Origin of the sequence: Halococcus sp. PRR34, from assembly GCF_028617175.1 — an archaeon.
Lineage (GTDB): Archaea > Halobacteriota > Halobacteria > Halobacteriales > Halococcaceae > Halococcus > Halococcus salifodinae.
In genome coordinates, this window is record NZ_JAQJDA010000012.1 from 1 (window position 1) to 18,755 (window position 18,755).

Sequence of the window (18,755 nt, forward strand, 5' to 3'; positions counted from 1 at the left end):
TCGCCCTTCATCCGCTGTCAGAGAAACCTCCGACAAGCCTCGTGCTCGTTTCACTCACACGAGACGCCAGGAGAGCGGAGCCCTCCTGAGCTTCGACTTGCTGCGTTCTCGTGAGCCGAAGGTGAACGAGGGTTCGGAGTCGTTCGAAAGGCGTTTCGCGCCTTTCGTGATGACGAGGGAGCTTCGCTCCCTCGAACCACGCGCGAAGCGTGCTCCGGCGCTCGTCGAGACGCCAAGTCCGCCCCGCAACCGCCACCGCGTAACCGCTACCGCTTCGCAACCGCCACCGCCCTGCCGCCGCAGCCGCTTCCGCGGCGCGACGATATTTATGTCAGGCAATCCTGCGAGTGGTATGTACACGGTTAGCGTGAGGGATGACTTCATCGCCCAGCACTACCTCACGGTTCCTGACCCCGGGCCTGAGGGCGAGGTCCACTCCCATCACTACGAGGCCGAACTCACGCTCGCGGGCCCCGAACTCGACGAGGACGACTACCTCGTCGACATCGAGGCGGTCGAAGCGGTGCTCGCCGAGATCCGAGCACGCTATGAGGACGCGCTGCTCAACGACCAGCCGATGTTCGAGAGCCACAACCCGAGCGTCGAGCACTTCGCCCGCGTCGTCTGGAAGCTCGCGGCCGACGAACTCGACACCGACCACCTCTCGACGCTCACGGTCACGATCCACGAGGACGACGACGCGTGGGCCGCCTACGAGGAGTCGGTGTGAGCGCCGACACGGGATCATGAACGTCGGCCTGGTGTGCTACGGCGACCTCGACACCAACACCGGCGGGTTCCGGTACGACCGCAAGCTCGTCGAGGGCCTTCGCGATCGGGGCGATCGTGTCGAGATCGTCGAACTCCCGTGGCGCGACTACGCACGTGGGCTGCTCGACGGCCTCTCGACACGGCTGCTCGACTGGATCGACGCTCCCGTCGATGTCCTGCTTCAGGACGAGCTCGCTCACCCTTCGCTCGTCGGGCTCAACGCCCGGTTGCGCGCCAGGCGCGACATCCCGATCGTGACTATCGTCCACCACCTCCGCAGCAGCGAGACCCATCCACGCCCCGCGAAGCGGCTGTACCGCGCGGTCGAGCGCCGCTACCTCGCCAGCGTCGACGGCGCGATCTGCAACAGCGAAGCGACGCGCGAAACGGTTGAAGACCTCACCACGGCCGAAACGATGGTCGCGCCGCCGGCGGGCGACCGGTTCGATCCCGCCATCGACCCGGCTGCGATCGAAGCCCCTGCCCGGGAATCGGGGCCGCTCCGCGTGGTCTTCCTCGGCAGTCTCGTTCCCCGCAAGGGGCTTCACACCCTGATCGAAGGGCTTTCACGACTTCCCAGCGAACGTTGGCGACTTCAGGTCGTCGGGAGCCCGGATGCGAACCCGAGATACGCCTCGTCGATCCGCCGGCTGGTCGCCGGGCTCGGCGTCGACGACCGCGTGACGTTCGCGGGCGAACTCCCGGACGGCGCGCTGCGGGACGTTCTCCACGAGAGTCACGTGCTCGCGATGCCCTCGACCCACGAGGGGTTCGGGATCGCGTACCTCGAAGGGATGAGTTTCGGGCTGCCGGCGCTCGCCACGACCGCCGGCGGCGCACGATCGGTCGTCACCCACGGCGAGACCGGATTCTTGCTCCGCCCCGGTGATCCCGGTGCGGTAGCGCACGCCGTCCGAACGCTCGAAACCGACCGCGAACGCCTGGCTGAGATGGGCAAAGCGGCCCACGATCGATACGAGACGTGGCCGATGTGGGCCGAGACCACCGACCGTGTTCGAGCGTTTCTCGACGGGTTCGTTGCGGGCGACACCGAATCGATGGGAGGATCACAGTGCCGGAACCAGGCTGGGACGGTGGATCGTGTCGAACACTGACGGGAAGTTCCAGCGGTACCTCGCCGCGAAGCGGACGGTCGACGATCGTGCACTCGACCGCCAGGTGCTCGATCGGCTAGCCACGGAAGTGGAGAGAATCGACGAAAAGCGGGGCGAGCGACCGCTCCGCGTGCTCGACGTCGGTGCGGGGATCGGCGCAACGCTCAAACGCCTCGTCGAACGCGACGTGCTCCCCGCTGCCGTCGAGTACACCCTGGTCGACCGCGAGGCGACGAACATCGACGCCGCCCGCGAACGCCTGCCGCAGTGGGTCACCGACGCGGGTTACGAAGCCGCCGAAATCGACGACGGGCTTCGCATCGAGGGCGACGAGCAGTGGGTCGATCTCGAGTTCGCGGTTGCGGACGCCTTCGAGTACGTCGAGACCAGCACGTGGGACCTGCTGGTCGGCCAGGCGTTCCTCGACCTGTTCGACGCTCGGCGCGCGTTCGACGCCCTCCGCGCCGGGCTCCGTCCCGGCGGCTGCTGGTACTTCCCGATCACCTTCGACGGCGGAACGATCCTCTCCCCACCTGTGGATCCCGACCTCGACACGAGGATCGAGCGGGCCTTTCACGCCCACATCGACGACGGCGGCGACAGCCACGCCGGCCGCCACCTCCTCGCCCGTGCAAGCAAGACTGACACGGTACTCGCCGCTGGCGGCTCCGACTGGGTGGTCCACCCCCGATCGGGAGAATACCCCGACGACGAGACGTTCTTCCTCCGGTACATCGTGGACACGATCGCCGGCGCGCTCGACGAAACGGGGCGGTTCGACCCGACGACGCTCGCTGGCTGGACCGCCGCGCGTCACCGGCAGATCGACCGTGGCGAACTGACCTATGTCGCCCACCAGCTCGACGTGCTCGGTCGGATTCCGGCGGAGCGTTGAAGCCCGACGAAGGCCAATACCGGGTCGTGGTTTCCGACAGCGCGTCGTGGACGGGTGAGCAGGTCCCGGAGCGCGTAGTCATCGACTACTGGCTCGCCGCTGAAACGCGAAAACGAACGGTCGCCGTGCCAGGGACCGGTGCAGTCGACGACCACGAAGACCACGACGACCATGGCGACCAGTCGGAGAGCGCGTTCGACGACCGGCCGGAGAACACACTCGACGATCGAGGGGTCGGGGCGCTCGACGACGACGAGGCGCTCGACGCGCTGCTCCAGCGAAAACCCGGGGCCGCTGCCTTCCTCTGGCGAGCGCAGCCAGTCGAGTGGGCGCGCATCACGCTCCGTCGGGCGGAGTTCGAGCGGCTTCAGTTCGTGGACGGTCCCGACCGTCTCGGCTGGCGTGCGCTTGCGCCGAGCGGCGACCTCGTCGATGGGGCGCGACGCATCGCTGCGGGCGATCGGGCGGCGCTCGAAGCCGAGACGGGAGTGGACGTCGAGCGGGTGTGTTCGATGGCCGAAACGCTCGCCGACGGCGACCGCCTCGGCCCGCTCGTCCTCACGAAGCGTCGCGGCAGCGGACCGCCATCGATCGCCGACGGCAACCACCGCGCGACCGCGATCGCACTCCACCTCGTTCGGACCGGTGAGTACCGTCCGCAGCGCGCGTATCTCGGTATCGGGGCGAACCCGGTTCTGGAACCGCTGTGGCAGCGGGTGCGCGGTGCGCTCACCGGGCTTCGGTCGGACGGCACACGGTGGTAGATCGACGGACCGTTTCCCATAACCAAAGTAAAATACGGGTTCGGCCCGAGAAACTCGGTATCCGTGACGAACACGCAGATAACGCTGATCCAACTCGACAACTACGGACCGTGGACGGTCACGCCCGAGCCGCGCCGCGAGGTCGATCTCCAGACGATGCAGTCCCGGCTGTACGCCGATCTTTCCCAACTGTTCGGCAACCGCGACGGCTACGTCTTCTTCTCGCGGTTCGACAACATGATCGCGGTCACCAACGGGCTCGACACCGACGATCACGCCCTGATCCAGGAGTCGGTCGGCAACCGATACCCGGTGACGATCAGCCTGAGTATCGCGGCCGATCCCGACCCGATCGCGGCGCTCGGGACCGCGACCGACCAGCTTCAGGACGCCGGCAGCGCCCAGGACAAAGACCGTCGATCCGTGCTCCGTGGCGATCCGCTCGCCGAGTCCGCTCGGGCGGACGACGATCTCCACATCGCGCACTTCGACGTCAACGACGCCACCGGTCAGTACACCGACGAGCTCAACGAGTTCGACACGTTCATCAACATCGAACAGGGGTACGCCGAGCTGATGCGGTACATGCGGCGCGCTCACGACTCGCTCTCCTTTTTCGTCGGCGGCGACAACGTCATCGCGGTCTGTACGCCCCTTTCGGCCGAAGAGTACCGTGATGCAGTCACCCACGTCCGCGAGGCGGTCGACGTCGAACTCAAAGTCGGGGTCGGACACGGAGCCACCGCCCAGGACGCGGGGATGGACGCGAAACACGCCCTCGAAGCGTGTCGCCACGACGGTCGTGACGTCGTGATCGACGAGTAAACTACCCCTCCCTGCTCGCTCGCGGCAGACGCCGCTCACTTCCGGAGGGAGGGGCTTTCATGTGGACTCCCGACAATCAGTCTCCGGCAACAGGCCGGGGACCGTCGTCGGTCATCGTTCCACGATTTATACGCACGTCTACTGGTGCATCTCCGCTCGAAGACATTTGCGACGAGCGGAGTCGGTGATAATCGTTGCGGGCGTACCGCAACCCGATGTTTTTGGCTGCGTTGTAGTCGGCGTTGAGTTCGTACCCGCACGAGAGACAGTCGAAATCGGTGCCGTCGCGGTTGTCCTTGTGGGTGAACCCACACTTCGAACACCGCTGGCTGGTGTGGTTCGGTTCGACCGTTTCGACCGCGACACCGCGTTCCGGTGCCTTGTACGCGACGTACTCGTGGAGCCGCCGAAACGCCCAAATGTGGTGCCACTCCGCGAACGGCAACCGTTCGCGGATGTCGTCGAGTTCTTCGAACACGATGGTTGAACAACTGTTCTCGACGGCCTCCGTGACGAGTTCGTTGGCGAGCGTGTGAAGGTACTGTTTGTGCCACGCCCGTTCGCTGACGACCGACGACTGAAAACTGACGGCCGAGAACTGAGGTTCGCGTCGGTCTTAACCGTATCGCAGATAGTTTTTACCCTGCGCGGTCGGAACTCCTTGCTATGAGTAGTGATGTCACAGTTCGCGAGGTGATGACCCGGGAGTTCGTCGGGGTGAACGAGGGCGATAGGGTGGTCGAAACGGTCGAACTCCTCCTCGACGAGGGTGCGGAGTGTGCGATCGTCCTTCGGGGCCGCGATCCGGTCGGCATGCTGAGCGAACGCGATGCCCTCTCGCTGGTGACGAGCGACACCGATCCGGCGACGGCGACGGTTGCGGACGTCATGTCCGACGGCGTGATCCAGATCCCCTCCGACGAACCACTCACGGCGGCCGCGGGAACGATGGGTCGTGAGGGCGTCCGGTGGCTCCTCGCGGTCGAAGACGAGGACCCGGTCGGTGTGGTGACCGCCCACGACGTCGTGGTCGCCTCGACGATGGTCCCCGATGCCGATACCGGCACCGGACCGCGGTCGTCCACGAGCGATCCCGCGGCGGAGTACGACACGCAAGGCATCTGTGAGGCCTGTGGCGCGCTCGCGAACGATCTCGTGAACGCGAACGGACAGCTCGTCTGCACGAACTGCCGCGAGGCGTGACGAACCCGCCGACCACCCGAGTATCGACGGCTGAAACAGGGCAAGATTTATGCCTTGTTCAACCAACAGCATCGGTAGTATGGGACACAGACCCAAGCGGCGTGAGTTCCTGGCTGCTGTCGGAACGGCTGGTATCGTCGGCGTAGCCGGGTGTTCCGGTGGTGGCGGTGACAACAACACTAGCGGTGGTGGCGGCGACACGACCGGAGCCGGTGGTGGCGGGGCCGAGGACACCGAGACCGGGGCCAGTGGCGAGGGTGAGGGCGGCGAGACCACTGGCGAGGAAACCGAAGACGGTGAGACCACCGGCGAAGGGACCGACGGTGGAAACGAAACTGACGGTGGAAACGAAACCGGCGGCGGGAACGAGACCGGCGGTGGCAGCGCCGAGGGCCGGGAGATCATGGTCGGCGTCCTCCAGCCGACGACGGGCGACCTCGCGTCGGTCGGTGAGCCGATCCAGCAGGCCGCGTTGCTGCCGGCGGTCCAGCTCGAAGGTTCGGACATGGCCTTCACCATCAACACCCAGGCCGAGGACACCCAGACCGATCCTCAGGCCGGTATCAGCGCCGCTCAGGCGCTGGTCGACGCGGGCTATCCTTCCATCACGGGAGCGGCGTCATCCGAAACCACGATCCAGGTGGCCCAGAACGTCGCCACTCCGAACGAGGTCGTCATGTGCTCGCCCGCGAGCACCTCACCGGCGATCACGGATCTCCAGGACAACGGCTACGTCTACCGGACGCCGCCGAGCGACGCGCTCCAGAGCGAGGTGCTCGCACAGGTCGCGAGCGAGCGCGTCGAGGCCTCGTCGGTGTCGGTGATGTTCGTCAACAACTCCTACGGGCAGGCGCTCGCCGAGGCGTTCGCGTCGGCGTTCGGGGGTGAGGTGCCCGCACAGGTGTCCTTCGAGAAGGCCCAGTCCTCCTACACCTCGAAGCTCCAGGAGGCGATGTCCTCCAGTCCGGGCGCACTGCTGGTGATCGGCTATCCCGAGAGCGGCAACCAGCTGTTCCGGGACTACTACTCGAACTACAGTCGTGACACCCAGATCCTCGTCACCGACGGGCTGCGCGACTCCGCGCTGCCGGGCAACGTCGGCCAGCCGCTGACGAACGTCCTCGGCACGGCCCCGCTCGCGGCGGGTCCGGCCCGAGAGTTCTTCACGCAGTCCTTCCAGGACGAGTACGGCGGCGAGCCGGGCGTGTTCACCTCGCAGGCGTACGACGCCACCGCGATCCAGATCCTTGCGAACGCCGCCGGCGGCGAGAACAGCGGGTCGGCAGTCCAGGAGAACATGGATTCGGTTGCCAACCCACCCGGGACGGAAGTCGGTCCGGAGAACCTCGCCGAGGCGATCGGGATGGCCGCGAGTGGTGAGGAGATCAACTATCAGGGCGCGTCGAGCAACATCACGTTCGACGACAACGGCGACATCGCCGCCGCGACCTACGAGGTGTTCACGTACACCGAAGACGGCAGCATCGAACAGGCGGACACGGTCCAGTTCGGTGGTAGCGGTGGCGGTGGTGGCGGTGGCACTGGCAACAACAGTAGCGCCAGCGGGAACAACAGCAGCGGATAGCAGCCTCCGTTCGGCTCGAAAACGATACGATTCCGTTTTTTTCAGCCGCCGAGGAACTCCCGGCGGACCTGCTCGTCGTTGAGCAGCGCGTCACCGGTGTCGGTGTAGCGATTCCCGCCCTGGACGAGGACGTACCCACGATCGCAGCGTCTGAGCGCTTCCTTCGCGTTCTGTTCGACCACGAGCACCGCGGTTCCGGCGTCGTTGATCGCGTCGACCCGATCGAACATCTCGTCGACGAGATCCGGCGCGAGCCCCGCCGACGGTTCGTCGAGCAGCAGGAGGTCGGGATCGAGCATCAGCGCCCGCCCCATCGCCAGCATCTGCTGTTGGCCGCCCGACAGCGTGCCCGCACGCTGGGACTGGCGCTCTTCGAGGATCGGGAACCGCTCGAACACGTCGTCGAGCGCCTCGTCGGGCACCGAATCGAGGATGTACGCCCCCATTTCGAGGTTCTCGCGGACCGAGAGCCCCGCGAACACGTTGTCGTTCTGGGGGACGTAGCTCAAGCCGCGCCGGATGATCCTCTCGGGGGCGTTACCGCTGATGTCCTCGCCGTCGAATGCAACCGTCCCGTCCATGTACGTCGTCAGCCCGAAGACGGTCTTCATCACCGTCGACTTTCCCGCACCGTTCGGCCCGACGATGGTGACGTACTCGCCGTCGCCGACATCGAGGTCGACCCCGTCAAGGATCTGGAGTTCGCCGTAGCCCGCATCGAGGTTCGACACCGCGAGCAAGCCGTCGGGGTGGCTGTCGGCCGCGTGCGCCTCGGCGGTAGTCGCGTCCATCGTTGCGCCGTCGGTGTCGTCGGTCGTCGCGTCTTCGCTCACGCTCTCGTCGGCTCCCGTTCCGTTCGTCGTGGCGTCGTCGGATGGCTGTTCGTTGACCGTCGTTTCGTCGGTCGCGGGTTCGTTGGCGGTCGTCTCGTCGGTCGCGGTGTCGTCGGCTGCGGTCTCGTTGGATCCGTCGCTCATACGTTGGCTCCGAGGTAGGCGTCGATGACCTGTTCGTTCTCCCTGATCGCCGCGGGCGCGTCGTCGGCGAGCACGCGCCCGCGATGCATCACGATGACGCGCTCGCAGTTCTCCATGATGACGTCCATGTCGTGTTCGACCAGCAGGAAGGTGTACCCCTCCTCGCGGAGGTCGTGGATGCGATCGAGGAGTTTCTCCTCCAGGGTGGGATTCACCCCCGCGAGCGGTTCGTCGAGCAGGACGACTTCGGGATCGGTGAGCAGCGCCCGCGCCATTTCGAGGAGTTTTCGCTGGCCACCCGAGAGGTTGCCCGCGTACTCCTCGGCGAGGTGATCGATTTCGAAGAACTCCAGGGTCTCCCACGCCCGCTCGCGGAGTTCGCGCTCCTGGTCGCGAACGCCTCCCCGTGTGCCGGGCAGCACCGACCGCCAGAGCGACTCGCCGCGCTGGGCCCGCGGTGCGAGCATCATGTTCTCGAGGACGGTCATCTCTTCCAGCTCGCGCGCGATCTGGAAGGTCCGGACCAGCCCGCGGTCGGCGATCTGGTAGGGCTGGAGGCCGGTGATCTCCTCGTCGTGGAGGTGGACCGAGCCGCTGGTCGGGTGGTGGACGCCGGTGATGCAGTCGAACGTGGTCGACTTCCCCGCGCCGTTCGGGCCGATCAGCCCGGTGAGCGACCCTGCCTCGACATCGAAGCTCGCGTCGTCGACCGCGGTCAGTCCACCGAACTCCTTGCGGAGATTGTTGACCCGGAGCGGACGGCCAGGCGGCGTCTCGCGCGCCGCGCGCTCGACGTCGGACTCGTCGTCGGGATCGATCTCCTCGATGTTCTCTGGCCCGTCCTCACCCTCGATCGCGTTCCGGGTGTCGGTTTGAGTCGTGGAATCGGCCGTGTCGCTCATTCGTCCTCACCTCCTTCATCGCTGGCTGCGTCGGTCGCATCCGACACCCCACCGTCGGCCCGGGCGGCTCCAGCGGAGTCGTCCCCCGACACGCTGCGTCGGGAGAGATCGACGGCGGCCGCCGGCTCCTTCCGATGGCCGAGCAGTCCTTCGGGGCGGCGCTGCATCAGGACGACCAGCACGACGCCGAGGAGCACGAACCGGAGCACGCTGATGTTGTCGAGCGCATAGGCGATCAGCGGCGTGATGTCGAACGAGCCGAGCGCCGCGACCGCGGCGGTGAACGTGTTCGGGGCACCGCCGAGACTGAACGAACTGTCGACGATCCGTCCCACGAACGTCGGGCCGAGAAAGAGTAATCCCGCAAAGAGCGCACCGCCGATGACGCTCCCGGTGTTCGAGCCCGACCCGCCGATCATCAGCGCGATGAACACGTAGAAGGTGACGATCGGGAGGAACAGGGCGGGCGTGATCAGCGCCTGGCTGCCCTGCCAGAGGATCCCGGCGAGCCCCATCAGCGCACACCCGAGCATGAACACCTTGATCTTGAACCACCGGGTGTTCTTCCCGAGCGAACTCGCCACGATCTCGTCCTCGCGGATCGCCTTCAGTACCCGGCCGAACGGCGAGTTGCCGACCCGGGTCAAGAGGAGATAGAACAGTCCGACGAACACCACGAGCACGAGGGTGTACGTCCAGTCGACCACGGTCGGGCCGTTGAGCCCGAAGCCGCCGAAGAAGCCGAACATCGCCTCGCCGAACGCGGTCGGTGGCGACGCCGAACTGGCTGGGTCGGTGTAGTAGAGATCGCGAACGGGGTTGATCGGACCGGGGATGCCGCTCGCGCCGCCGGTTCCCAGCTCCCTTCCGGCGACCGAGAAGGACTGGAACGTCGTCGAGTTGTAGATCAGCCGGATGATCTCCGAGAGCGCGAGCGTGACGATCGCGAGATAGTCCGCCCGGAGTCGGAGCGCAGGCAGCGCCGTGATCCCGCCGACCAGCGCGGCGGCGGCCATTCCGCCAATGATCCCGGCCCACAGCGGGAGACCGAGCCCCGGAATCCCGCCGACCTGGGGATCGACCGGCGCGGTCAACATCGCCATCGTGTACGCCCCGACCGCCATGAACCCCGCGACGCCGATGTTGAACAGTCCTGCGTACCCCCACTGGAGATTCAGCGCGAGCGCGAGCAGTGCGTACACCGCCGCGAGAAAGGTCAGCCGTTGGAGGGTGCTCGCGATCCCGCCGACGTCGAGACCGAGTATCAGGCCGAAGACGATGAACAGCACGTAGAGCCCGGCCATGACCCCGAGGATCAGCCCGGCGTCGGAGCCACCGAGCCGCTCGGACAGTCGGTCGGCGGTGCTCATCGGTTACACTCCCGTCGCGTTCGATGCGATGACTGCGCCGTTCGAACACAGGGCGATGGCTGCGCCGTTCGAGTACAATGGCAAATCATGCGGTCGTCACCCCACCGAACAGCCCCGCCGGTCGCAGGACGAGGATCAGGATCATCACCGCGAAGGCGGCCGCGGTGGTGAACTCCGAGGGGAGCCAGACCAGCGAGACGGTGCTCGCGATCCCGATCGTGAGCCCGCCGAACATCGCCCCATACACTGAGCCGATCCCGCCGAGGATGACTGCGGCGAAGATCAGCAGGAGGAGGATCCAGCCGAAGTCGAACGCGATCGTGCCCGTTTCGAGTGTGACGAGATAGCCCGCCGCGCCGGTCAGCCCGCCGCCGATGATCCACGTCGCGCGCACGACCCGCTCGGTCGGAATCCCGGTGACGCGTGCGAGATCGCGGTTGTCCGCCATCGCGCGCATCGCGGTCCCGAGTTTGGTGTACTGGAGCAGCACGTGAACGCCGACCATCAGCGCGATGGCCCCGATCGCGAGCGTGGCCTCGTGAGCGTTCAGCCGGATGGCGATCGGGATCGGTGAAATACCGAGGATTTCGATGTCGGAGAGAGTGATTCCCGGAATGTCCCCGCCGGTGACGCCCGGTCGGCTGGTTCCGAAAACGAACGCGAGCAGGTATCTGAGCGCGAGCGCGACCCCGATGCTCGCGATGAGTAGCGTGATCCCTTCCTCGCTCCGCATCGGTTTGTAGACGAGCCGATCGACGAGGAGCGCGAGTCCGGCAGTAAAGGCGATCGCGACGACGAGACCGACGAGCACCGCGATCGGCGTCGAGACGATGCTCACACCGACGGTGCCCGCGTTGGCCTCGCCGCTGACGCCGACCAGGAAGAGATCGGCGATGGGGAGCGCGCCGAGCCCCCCGATCACGTACGTCGTTGCCCAGCCCGCGAAGGCTCCCGCCGTGATGTAATCGCCGTGGGCGAAGTTCGCAAAGCCCAGCAACGAGTACGTCATCGAGAGCCCGACGCCCGCGAGCGCGATCACCAGGCCCTGTATCAGCCCGTCCTTCAGGAAGAGCGAGAGGCTGAGCACCGACAGCGAACCGTTCATCAGCTTGGTGGCGAGATCGACGATCAACAGTACACCGACGACGCCAGCGATGACCTCGAACGGTTGCTCGACGACGAAACTCCGGCCACGGTTGTAGGTCTCAGAAATGCCCATGATAGCGTTCCACATGAAGTGGGCGGTGGGGGGAGGGTAATAACCTTTGCTCCGAATCACCACTTCTGCGGCAGGTCGTGACGACGATACGAGGAAAACGGGTCTTCGCCGAGCGCCATGTGAGCATCCACCGATCACCACCGGGACAGAAAGGGATTTGCCGGGGCGCAGAAATAGAACGAACGATGATACGAACCCTCGACGACCTCGATGCTGAGGGCGTCGCCGTCGGGGTCCGCATCGATATCAACAGCCCGGTCTCGGGGGGCGAACTCGCCGACGACGCCCGACTCCGTGCGCACGTCGACACGCTCGCGGAGCTGCTCGACTGCGGCGCGCGGGTGGCGATCCTCGCCCACCAGGGCCGGCCCGGTGGCGACGATTTCGCGAGGCTCGCCGCCCACGCCGACCGACTCGACGAGCTGCTCGATCACCCTGTCGACTACTGTGACGCCACCTTTTCGTCGGCGGCGCGCGATCGGGTCGCGGCGCTCGATGTCGGGGAAGCCGTCGTGCTCGAAAACACCCGGTTCTACGCCGAGGAGTACATGGAGTTCGAGCCCGAACGCGCGGCCGACACCCATCTCGTCCGCGGACTCGCGCCCGCACTCGACGTCTACCTCAACGACGCGTTCGCGGCCGCCCACCGCTCACAGCCCTCGCTCGTCGGCTTTCCCACACGCCTGCCGAGCTACGCCGGCCGGGTGATGGAACGCGAACTCGATGTGTTGGGAGCGATCGAGGAGACCCCCACACCCCGGGTGTACGTGCTCGGCGGCGCGAAAGTCGGCGACTCGATCGGGGTGGCCCGGAGCGTGCTCGAACGCGATCTCGCCGACACCGTCCTCACGGCGGGCGTGATCGGCAACGTCTGCCTGCTCGCCGGCGGAGCCGAACTCGGTGACGCGACTGCGGAGTTCGTCTACGATGCGGGCTACTGGGACGAGATCGACCGCGCGGGCGATCTGCTCGACGCGCACGACGAGATCGCCGTCCCCGAGGACGTCGCAGTCGAGCGCGACGGCGATCGCCACGAAGTTGCGGTCGCGGACCTCCCGGCCGAAATCGACGCCCCTGCGATGGACGTCGGGAGCCGAACGATCGCGACCTACGGCGAGATCATCGAGAACGCGGGCACGGTGATCCTGAACGGACCGGCGGGCGTCTTCGAGGAGGAACCGTTCGCCGAGGGAACACGGGGCCTCTACGAGGCCGCGACGCGGGCCGAGCAGAGCATCGTCGGCGGTGGCGACACCGCGGCGGCGGTCCGACAGTTGGGTCTCGACGGGTTCGATCACATCAGCACCGGCGGCGGCGCGGCGCTCACGCTCCTGACCGGCGACGCGCTTCCCGCTGTCGAGGCGCTCCGGTAGTGCGGATCGAATCGCCCGACACCGACGACGCCGAGGCGATCGCCGATCAGTGGGTCGCGCTGGCGCGCGAGCAACGTGCGTTCGGCTCACATCTCCTCGCCGAGGCCAACCGGGCGACGATCCGCGACGCGATCGTCCGTCACATCGTCGCCGGCGAGTTGCTGGTCGCCCGTGTCGACGGTGACGAGACGAACGCGGATGCGGCGAACACGGCTGTAGCGAACACGGATGATTCGAACGCGGAAACAACAGACACGAACGAGATCGTGGGGTTCGTGATGTTCGGCCCAGAGGGTGATCGCTATCGACAGGACGTCTCGCGTGGGATCGTCCGGAACGTCGTCGTGACTCCAGACCGGCGCAACGAGGGGATCGGGGCGGCGTTGCTCGCGGCAGCCGAATCGGCGCTCCACGAATCCGGGTTCGAGGCCGTTGGGCTCTCGGTGCTCGCGGACAACGACGCGGCCCGCCGGTTCTACCGCCGTGCCGGATACACGCCCCATCGGATCGACCTCGAAAAGCGGCTCGAAAGCGACACCGACAAACCCGAGGAGGGGTAAGGGGCGAGCGCGCCAGGGGAGCTTGGGCGGTGCAAGCACTCGATTTGTAATCGAGAATTCGTGGGTTCAAATCCCACCCCTGGCTCTTCTTCGCGCGAACGGCAATCGAACGGACGACACTCGCGAGATACGGACGTGAGCGCGTGAAAGCACTCGATTTCGCCGACGCTCGTACGTTCCAATACAACAAAACAGGTACCCATCGACGAATCAAACCACTTCGGCGCTGCGCCCGCATGGTCGGGAAAGTCGGCGGCCTCTCCGGCGTCAGTGTTGAGTCGCTGACCGAGAGTTACTGATGGAGCTCGTATCGGAAACGAGACGTTTCAGAGGCCGCGTTCGCAGTATGTCGAGAGCCTTCCCGTATGACTTATTGAGTCCCACGGCGAGAGTCGATCATGGATCTCGGTGCGCTGGTGAGACGGACGAGTCTCGGTGACGTGATGGGTGAGTTGTCTCTCGGGGCACTCCGGGAAGCGGACCGTAAGCGGCTTCATCGCTCCGTTCGAGAGATCGGGGTCCGTGGCGGAGTGAAAAGTGTCTACTATTCGCTTCGACATACAGGACGGCCGATCGCGTTCGTCTTCGACAAACGGACGAGTGTCGCGATCGCTCGCGATGCGACGATCGACATCCCGGCGTTGTTCCTGCTCGGACCGTCGGCTCCCAGAGTCGTCCATCGGACACTCGGTGGCTCCCGACTGTTCGTCACTGCCGAGGGAACGATTCGGACGACGACCGACAGCGCCGCACGCATCGGTCCCGGATCGTTGTTGAACATTCAAGGCGAACTCTCGATCGGGCAGTCTCATCTGAGCGGCCAAGCACGACTCTACTGCCGGGACGCGATCACGATCGGCGACGGCTGTGGTATCGGCTGGGCAGTCGAGATCCTCGACAACAACGGGATGCAAGACGTCTGGATCGACGGCGAGAAGCGACCGAAGACCGGGCCGGTCGAGATCGGCGACGACGTGTGGATCGGCCACCATACGACGGTCTCGCGGGGAGTGACTATCGGCGACGGCGCGGTGGTCGCAAGCAACAGTGCCGTACTCGACGATGTCCCATCGAAAACGCTCGTCGCCGGCAACCCTGCGGAAGTCGTCCGAGAAGACGTCCACTGGGAGCGCTGAGACGTCGCCAGTCAGAAATCCGAAACCTCGTGGGTTGGTACTGGCCACTGTTCGTGGCGCTCGACGAGACCGACTTCACGAGGGTCGCCGAGTGCTTTCACCACAGTACACTGGGCGTGGCGGGCCTGGGTCATGAGGACGGTGTTCACCACATTGCGGGCACGCGATCGCGGGTGAGCGACCGACGACTGCCATCTACGCACCCCCTCTCGACCGCCTTGAGCAGGGCTGGATCTCCATCGTTCCTCTACTCTCTCCCCGACTTAGCGCCTGAGGCTCAAAGCCTCGAAGATCGTTCTCCGTGCGAATGTGCGTGGAAACAGCGCGAGCCACGCGGAAATCGAAATATCGAACGACGATTATTTTCGTGGCGTCGCGGACTCCGAGCGGATCGACGGCTCCGCCTCGGTCGTCATCGAATCGAGGGCATCGGTGAGAAGCTTCGACTCGGCCTTGCGGAGGTGTTCGAGAAGCGTGGCGCGACTGATGTCGAGTTCGGCAGCGAGTTCGTCGCTCGTGACCTCGCGTGGCCACTCGAAATAGCCCGCGGCGAGTGCGTGCTCGATGACCTCGTGCTGTCGGTCGGTGAGCCGAACGCCGCCGTCCTCGAACGGCGCGAGCTTCCCGAGGGTCACGGTACCGATCTTCCGGAACGCCTCGATCATGGCGCGCAGGTCCTCGCGGCGAAAGAAGAGCACGGTGTACACCCGGCGGTTGGCGTCGACGACGTTGGGCCGGCGGAGGATGCCGTGGTTCCGCTCGATGGCCGAGTACGCGCCACAGGAGGTCTTGGTGACGAGGAAGTTGCCGTCACCGAGCCCCTCGGCGTGGTGTACCTGGTCGGAGTCGGTCAGCCGGTCCAGCACGCCCGTCAGCCGCTCGTCGAGTTCGATGACGAACGTCACCAGCTCGTCGTGGAGCTCCTCGATCGCGATCTCGATCGCCGTGTCGAACTCCGCCGCGAGCTGGGAGACGACGCAGGGCTTGTGTTGCTGGAGATGGATTTCTGCCTCGAACATGTGCTCCCTGGTCCGTGACATCACATTACAGGAACGACGGATAAGGTTTCGTGCGCGATCCGATCCCGGCCACGCTACGAACCGAACTCCCGCTCGGCGAGTGCAAGCGCCGCGTCGAGATCGAGCGGGCCCGCCGCAGCCAGCGTATCGAGGTACGCAGCCACGGTTTCGCCGTCGGGATCGATACCCGCCCGTTCGAGGAGCCGGCGTGCGCCGCCCTCGCCGGTCGGCTTCCCGAACACGAGGCGTCGCTCCCCGCCGAATCGTTCGGGGTCGAACGGTTCGAGCGTCGCGGGATCGGACAGCATCGCCGCGGTGTGGATACCGGACTCGTGTCCGGCGATCGCCGTACCCAGAATCGCCTTGCGATCGCCGTAGGGCTCCCCGAGCGTGTCGAGGACGCCGCGACAGGTCGGGACGAGCGTGTCGGCCGCGAGGCCGAGATCGTCGTCGTGGTCCACGGCGCAGGCGACCGCGAACTCTTCGAGCGCGGTGTTGCCCGCGCGCTCGCCGAGGCCCCCGACGCTGACGTCCGTCTTCCCGATGCCCGCGCGGTAGGCCGCGAGCGCGTTGGCCGTCGCACACCCCATGTCGTCGTGGAAGTGGACGCCGAGCCGATCGAACGCAACGTGACCGTCGAGTCCGTCGAGACACTCCTCGACGGTCCCGGGCGTTCGCGCGCCGACGGTGTCGGCCAGCGACACGAACGCCACGTCCGGCACCGTGTCGACGATCTCGACGAGTTGGTCACGATCGGTCCGGAAGGCGTCGGCGAGCGTGATGTGGGCCGTGACGCCGTGATCGTGGATGTAGTCGACGGCCTCGCCGAGCATCGACAGCATCTTCGCTCTCGATACGCCGAGCAGGTGTTCGAGGTGACGGTCGGAGGCCGAGACGAACGTCTCGATCACGTCGGCGTCGGTTTCCAGGGCGGCGTCGATGTCGCTTTCGAGGGCGCGCGCGAGCGCGACGACGTCGGCGTCGGTCGTCCCGGCAAGCTCACTGATGACTTCTTGGTCCTTCTCGCCGGTCGCGGGGAAGCCAGGCTGGACGAACGGCACCCCGAGGTCGTCGAGCGCCCGGGCGCACTCGATCTTCGCTTCGGCAGTGAACTCCCGGCCGGGCATCTGGTCGCCCTCGCGGAGCGTGACGTCGGTCAACTGCATTCAGATGATCCCCTCGTCCCGGAGCTCGGCCAGCTCCGTCTCCGAGAGACCGAGCTCGCCGTGGTAGACCTCGCGGTTGTGCTCGCCGTGGCGTGGGCCGAGGAACTCCACCGCGCCGGGCGTGCGCGAGAACTTCGGGACGAGGCCGAACGTCTTGATCGCGCCGACGTCGGGATCGTCGACCTCGATGATGTCGTCGCGAGCCTCGAACTGCTCGTCTTCGAAGATGTCGTGCATATCGTAGACCGGCCCGACGATGGCGTCGTTGGCTTCGAGCGTCTCGATGGCCTCGTCGGTGGTTCTTTCTCTCGTCCATTCCTTGATTTCGGCGTTGAGCGGTTCGCTGTTCGCGACGCGGGTGGCGTTGTCCGCGAAGCGCTCGTCGTCGATCAGCCACTCCTTGTCGATCGTCTCGGCGACCCGCTCGAAGATCTTCTGGTTCGAGGCCGACATCGTCAGGTAGCCGTCCGCGGTCTCGTAGATGTTCCGCGGGGCGGTGTTCGGGTGCTGGTTCCCGGTACGCTCGCGGACGTGGCCCATCCGGTCGTACGCCTCGACCTCGCCGAAGAAGATCCGCCACAGCGGCTCGGCCAGCGAGACGTCGATGACCTGGCCCTCGCCGCTGCCGCCGCGCCCGAGGTCGCGCTCGAAGATCGCCATCAGCGTCGCCTGGAGCGCGAACTGAGCGGCCTGGATGTCCGCGAGGCTGACCGGTGGGAGCAGCGGCTCGCGGTCGGGGAACCCGTTGGCGTGCGCCCAGCCCGAAACGCCCTCGGCGATGGTGCCGAAGCCCGGTTTCTGGGATTTCGGGCCGGTCTGGCCGTAGCCCGAGAGCCGGACCATGATCGCCCGCTCGTTGACCGCGTGCACGTCGTCGGGGCCGAGTCCCCACCGCTCCATCGTCCCAGGACGGAAGTTCTCGTAGACGGCGTCGGCGTCCTCGATGAGGTCGAGCGCGATCTCGCGGCCGCGCTCGGAGCCGAGATCGAGCGTGATACACCGCTTGTTCCGGCCAAGCGATTTCCACGACAGCGAGACTCCGTCTTCGGTCTTTTGTGGCCACTCCCGGATGGGGTCGCCAGTCTCGGGGTGCTCGATCATCACCACGTCGGCACCGAAATCGCCCAGCATCGTCGTCGCGAAGGCACCGCTGATCATCCCCGACATGTCGATGACCCGCAGGCCGTCGAGCGGTCCCTGGCGTTCGCGTGCAGTCATGGTGTGCTCCGATGGTCGTCGTCGATCGACTCCAGTACCGACTCGGTCGTGACGACGTCGCCGTACTTCGCGTCGATGTCGAAGAGGTTGGCTTCATGCGGGCCCTCGGCGCGGTCCCCGACGGCGTCGGCGGGGACGATGGTGCGGTAGCCGTGCTGGAGGCTGTCGACGGCGGTCGCGCGAACGCACCCGCTGGTCGTCACGCCCGCGAGCACCAGCGTGTCGACGCGGTGGGTGGTGAGTTCGGTTTCGAGATCGGTCCCGAAGAACGCGCTCGCGTACTTCTTGAGAATGACCCGTTCGTCGCCGACCGGGGCGATCCGGTCGTCGACCGCGACCGCGTCGGTCCCACGTTCGAGTTCGCGGAGCGCGGGCACCTTCTCGATGAACTGCCCGGCGTCGCCGTACGACTCCTCGTAGGCGACGGTGGTGAAGTACCGCGGAAGGTCGTGCTCGCGGAACGTGTCTAGCAACTGCTCGGTCCGGGCAAGCACCGACTCGACGTCCGAGCCGAGATCGGTGTCGGGATCGGTGAAGGCGTTGATGAGATCGATGACGAGCAGCGCGGGCTGTTCGCCGATACCGACCGTGCCGCCGAAGTCGCGGTCGGCGTACAGCTGTTCGGTGTCCTCGATCCAGTTCGTCTCTGTCATCGTG

The 18,755-nt window shown here is 66.2% G+C and carries 19 protein-coding genes, 1 tRNA gene and 1 pseudogene; 11 read left to right on the forward strand and 10 right to left on the reverse strand.

The window, feature by feature from the left end; translation table 11 throughout:
* The first annotated feature begins 352 nt into the window (after positions 1 to 352).
* From PHA81_RS13840 to PHA81_RS13860, 5 genes are all read left to right on the forward strand, one after another.
* The gene (locus PHA81_RS13840) at positions 353 to 730 is read left to right on the forward strand and encodes a 6-carboxytetrahydropterin synthase (RefSeq protein WP_005042543.1); all 378 of its coding nucleotides are present in this window, start codon (positions 353 to 355) and stop codon (positions 728 to 730) included.
* Between the two features lie 16 nt (positions 731 to 746).
* Positions 747 to 1,886 (forward strand): glycosyltransferase family 4 protein, encoded by a 1,140-nt coding sequence (locus PHA81_RS13845; RefSeq protein WP_005042541.1) that lies wholly within the window; start codon positions 747 to 749, stop codon positions 1,884 to 1,886.
* Positions 1,873 to 2,781, forward strand: a complete 909-nt coding sequence (locus tag PHA81_RS13850; protein ID WP_005042539.1) for a class I SAM-dependent methyltransferase — start codon at positions 1,873 to 1,875, stop codon at positions 2,779 to 2,781. Before PHA81_RS13845 ends, PHA81_RS13850 begins: the two co-directional genes overlap by 14 nt.
* 26 nt (positions 2,782 to 2,807) lie before the next feature.
* On the forward strand, positions 2,808 to 3,545 hold the full coding sequence (locus PHA81_RS13855; RefSeq protein WP_049909954.1) for a hypothetical protein: 738 nt from the start codon (positions 2,808 to 2,810) through the stop codon (positions 3,543 to 3,545).
* Positions 3,546 to 3,608: 63 nt separating this feature from the next.
* Positions 3,609 to 4,370 (forward strand): GTP cyclohydrolase III, encoded by a 762-nt coding sequence (locus tag PHA81_RS13860; protein ID WP_005042535.1) that lies wholly within the window; start codon positions 3,609 to 3,611, stop codon positions 4,368 to 4,370.
* A 76-nt stretch (positions 4,371 to 4,446) separates the two neighbouring features.
* Here PHA81_RS13860 and PHA81_RS13865 read toward each other — a convergent pair.
* A pseudogene (locus PHA81_RS13865) lies at positions 4,447 to 4,917 on the reverse strand (transposase); the annotation flags it as partial.
* A gap of 119 nt (positions 4,918 to 5,036) precedes the next feature.
* On the opposite strand from PHA81_RS13865, the gene PHA81_RS13870 reads away from it, so the two are divergent.
* Both PHA81_RS13870 and PHA81_RS13875 read left to right on the forward strand, forming a co-directional pair.
* Entirely contained in the window at positions 5,037 to 5,573 is a 537-nt protein-coding gene (locus PHA81_RS13870) for a CBS domain-containing protein (RefSeq protein WP_005042531.1), read from the forward strand.
* A 79-nt stretch (positions 5,574 to 5,652) separates the two neighbouring features.
* On the forward strand, positions 5,653 to 7,158 hold the full coding sequence (locus PHA81_RS13875) for an ABC transporter substrate-binding protein (RefSeq protein ID WP_005042529.1): 1,506 nt from the start codon (positions 5,653 to 5,655) through the stop codon (positions 7,156 to 7,158).
* A 41-nt stretch (positions 7,159 to 7,199) separates the two neighbouring features.
* On the opposite strand, the gene PHA81_RS13880 is transcribed toward PHA81_RS13875, so the two are convergent.
* The 4 genes from PHA81_RS13880 to PHA81_RS13895 form a co-directional block, all read right to left on the reverse strand.
* The gene (locus tag PHA81_RS13880; protein ID WP_206536846.1) at positions 7,200 to 7,949 is read right to left on the reverse strand and encodes an ABC transporter ATP-binding protein; all 750 of its coding nucleotides are present in this window, start codon (positions 7,947 to 7,949) and stop codon (positions 7,200 to 7,202) included.
* Positions 7,950 to 8,131: 182 nt separating this feature from the next.
* On the reverse strand, positions 8,132 to 9,037 hold the full coding sequence (locus PHA81_RS13885) for an ABC transporter ATP-binding protein (RefSeq protein WP_005042524.1): 906 nt from the start codon (positions 9,035 to 9,037) through the stop codon (positions 8,132 to 8,134).
* Entirely contained in the window at positions 9,034 to 10,407 is a 1,374-nt protein-coding gene (locus tag PHA81_RS13890) for a branched-chain amino acid ABC transporter permease (protein WP_005042521.1), read from the reverse strand. The genes PHA81_RS13885 and PHA81_RS13890 overlap by 4 nt, the downstream gene beginning before the upstream one ends.
* An 85-nt stretch (positions 10,408 to 10,492) precedes the next feature.
* On the reverse strand, positions 10,493 to 11,626 hold the full coding sequence (locus PHA81_RS13895) for a branched-chain amino acid ABC transporter permease (protein ID WP_005042518.1): 1,134 nt from the start codon (positions 11,624 to 11,626) through the stop codon (positions 10,493 to 10,495).
* Positions 11,627 to 11,811: 185 nt separating this feature from the next.
* Here PHA81_RS13895 and PHA81_RS13900 point away from each other — a divergent pair, with 185 nt between their 5' ends.
* The 4 genes from PHA81_RS13900 (at position 11,812) to PHA81_RS13915 (ending at position 14,695) form a co-directional block, all read left to right on the forward strand.
* Positions 11,812 to 12,999 carry a phosphoglycerate kinase gene (locus tag PHA81_RS13900; protein ID WP_005042515.1) on the forward strand — a complete coding sequence of 396 codons (1,188 nt, stop codon included), beginning with the start codon at positions 11,812 to 11,814 and terminating at the stop codon, positions 12,997 to 12,999.
* Positions 12,999 to 13,559 carry a GNAT family N-acetyltransferase gene (locus PHA81_RS13905; RefSeq protein ID WP_005042512.1) on the forward strand — a complete coding sequence of 187 codons (561 nt, stop codon included), beginning with the start codon at positions 12,999 to 13,001 and terminating at the stop codon, positions 13,557 to 13,559. Before PHA81_RS13900 ends, PHA81_RS13905 begins: the two co-directional genes overlap by 1 nt.
* A gap of 11 nt (positions 13,560 to 13,570) precedes the next feature.
* A tRNA-Thr gene (locus PHA81_RS13910) sits at positions 13,571 to 13,644 on the forward strand.
* Positions 13,645 to 13,957: 313 nt separating this feature from the next.
* Entirely contained in the window at positions 13,958 to 14,695 is a 738-nt protein-coding gene (locus tag PHA81_RS13915; protein WP_005042510.1) for an acyltransferase, read from the forward strand.
* 11 nt (positions 14,696 to 14,706) lie between these two features.
* On the opposite strand, the gene PHA81_RS13920 is transcribed toward PHA81_RS13915, so the two are convergent.
* The 5 genes from PHA81_RS13920 to PHA81_RS13940 all read right to left on the reverse strand — a co-directional run bounded on the left by PHA81_RS13920 (position 14,707) and on the right by PHA81_RS13940 (position 18,751).
* Positions 14,707 to 14,844, reverse strand: a complete 138-nt coding sequence (locus PHA81_RS13920) for a hypothetical protein (protein ID WP_206536844.1) — start codon at positions 14,842 to 14,844, stop codon at positions 14,707 to 14,709.
* A 210-nt stretch (positions 14,845 to 15,054) separates the two neighbouring features.
* Positions 15,055 to 15,714: a helix-turn-helix domain-containing protein gene (locus PHA81_RS13925; RefSeq protein WP_005042506.1), complete on the reverse strand. Its 660-nt coding sequence runs from the start codon at positions 15,712 to 15,714 to the stop codon at positions 15,055 to 15,057.
* 74 nt (positions 15,715 to 15,788) lie between these two features.
* A complete protein-coding gene (locus PHA81_RS13930; RefSeq protein WP_005042503.1) occupies positions 15,789 to 16,880 on the reverse strand; it encodes a homocitrate synthase in 1,092 nt (363 codons plus the stop codon).
* The gene (locus PHA81_RS13935) at positions 16,881 to 18,098 is read right to left on the reverse strand and encodes a CoA transferase (protein WP_273837280.1); all 1,218 of its coding nucleotides are present in this window, start codon (positions 18,096 to 18,098) and stop codon (positions 16,881 to 16,883) included.
* Positions 18,095 to 18,751 (reverse strand): isochorismatase family protein, encoded by a 657-nt coding sequence (locus PHA81_RS13940; RefSeq protein WP_005042499.1) that lies wholly within the window; start codon positions 18,749 to 18,751, stop codon positions 18,095 to 18,097. Before PHA81_RS13940 ends, PHA81_RS13935 begins: the two co-directional genes overlap by 4 nt.
* Between the last annotated feature and the right edge of the window lie 4 nt (positions 18,752 to 18,755).

What these genes read in the sequence shown, in the direction of transcription:
- PHA81_RS13940 (WP_005042499.1), bottom strand. Translation starts at nt 18,751, where the DNA reads ATGACAGAGACGAACTGGATCGAGGACACCGAACAGCTGTACGCCGAC.
- PHA81_RS13840 (WP_005042543.1), top strand. Translation starts at nt 353, where the DNA reads ATGTACACGGTTAGCGTGAGGGATGACTTCATCGCCCAGCACTACCTC.
- PHA81_RS13870 (WP_005042531.1), top strand. Translation starts at nt 5,037, where the DNA reads ATGAGTAGTGATGTCACAGTTCGCGAGGTGATGACCCGGGAGTTCGTC.
- PHA81_RS13930 (WP_005042503.1), bottom strand. Translation starts at nt 16,880, where the DNA reads ATGCAGTTGACCGACGTCACGCTCCGCGAGGGCGACCAGATGCCCGGC.
- PHA81_RS13895 (WP_005042518.1), bottom strand. Translation starts at nt 11,626, where the DNA reads ATGGGCATTTCTGAGACCTACAACCGTGGCCGGAGTTTCGTCGTCGAG.
- PHA81_RS13885 (WP_005042524.1), bottom strand. Translation starts at nt 9,037, where the DNA reads ATGAGCGACACGGCCGATTCCACGACTCAAACCGACACCCGGAACGCG.
- PHA81_RS13925 (WP_005042506.1), bottom strand. Translation starts at nt 15,714, where the DNA reads ATGTTCGAGGCAGAAATCCATCTCCAGCAACACAAGCCCTGCGTCGTC.
- PHA81_RS13845 (WP_005042541.1), top strand. Translation starts at nt 747, where the DNA reads ATGAACGTCGGCCTGGTGTGCTACGGCGACCTCGACACCAACACCGGC.
- PHA81_RS13915 (WP_005042510.1), top strand. Translation starts at nt 13,958, where the DNA reads ATGGATCTCGGTGCGCTGGTGAGACGGACGAGTCTCGGTGACGTGATG.
- PHA81_RS13880 (WP_206536846.1), bottom strand. Translation starts at nt 7,949, where the DNA reads ATGGACGCGACTACCGCCGAGGCGCACGCGGCCGACAGCCACCCCGAC.
- PHA81_RS13935 (WP_273837280.1), bottom strand. Translation starts at nt 18,098, where the DNA reads ATGACTGCACGCGAACGCCAGGGACCGCTCGACGGCCTGCGGGTCATC.
- PHA81_RS13900 (WP_005042515.1), top strand. Translation starts at nt 11,812, where the DNA reads ATGATACGAACCCTCGACGACCTCGATGCTGAGGGCGTCGCCGTCGGG.
- PHA81_RS13890 (WP_005042521.1), bottom strand. Translation starts at nt 10,407, where the DNA reads ATGAGCACCGCCGACCGACTGTCCGAGCGGCTCGGTGGCTCCGACGCC.
- PHA81_RS13875 (WP_005042529.1), top strand. Translation starts at nt 5,653, where the DNA reads ATGGGACACAGACCCAAGCGGCGTGAGTTCCTGGCTGCTGTCGGAACG.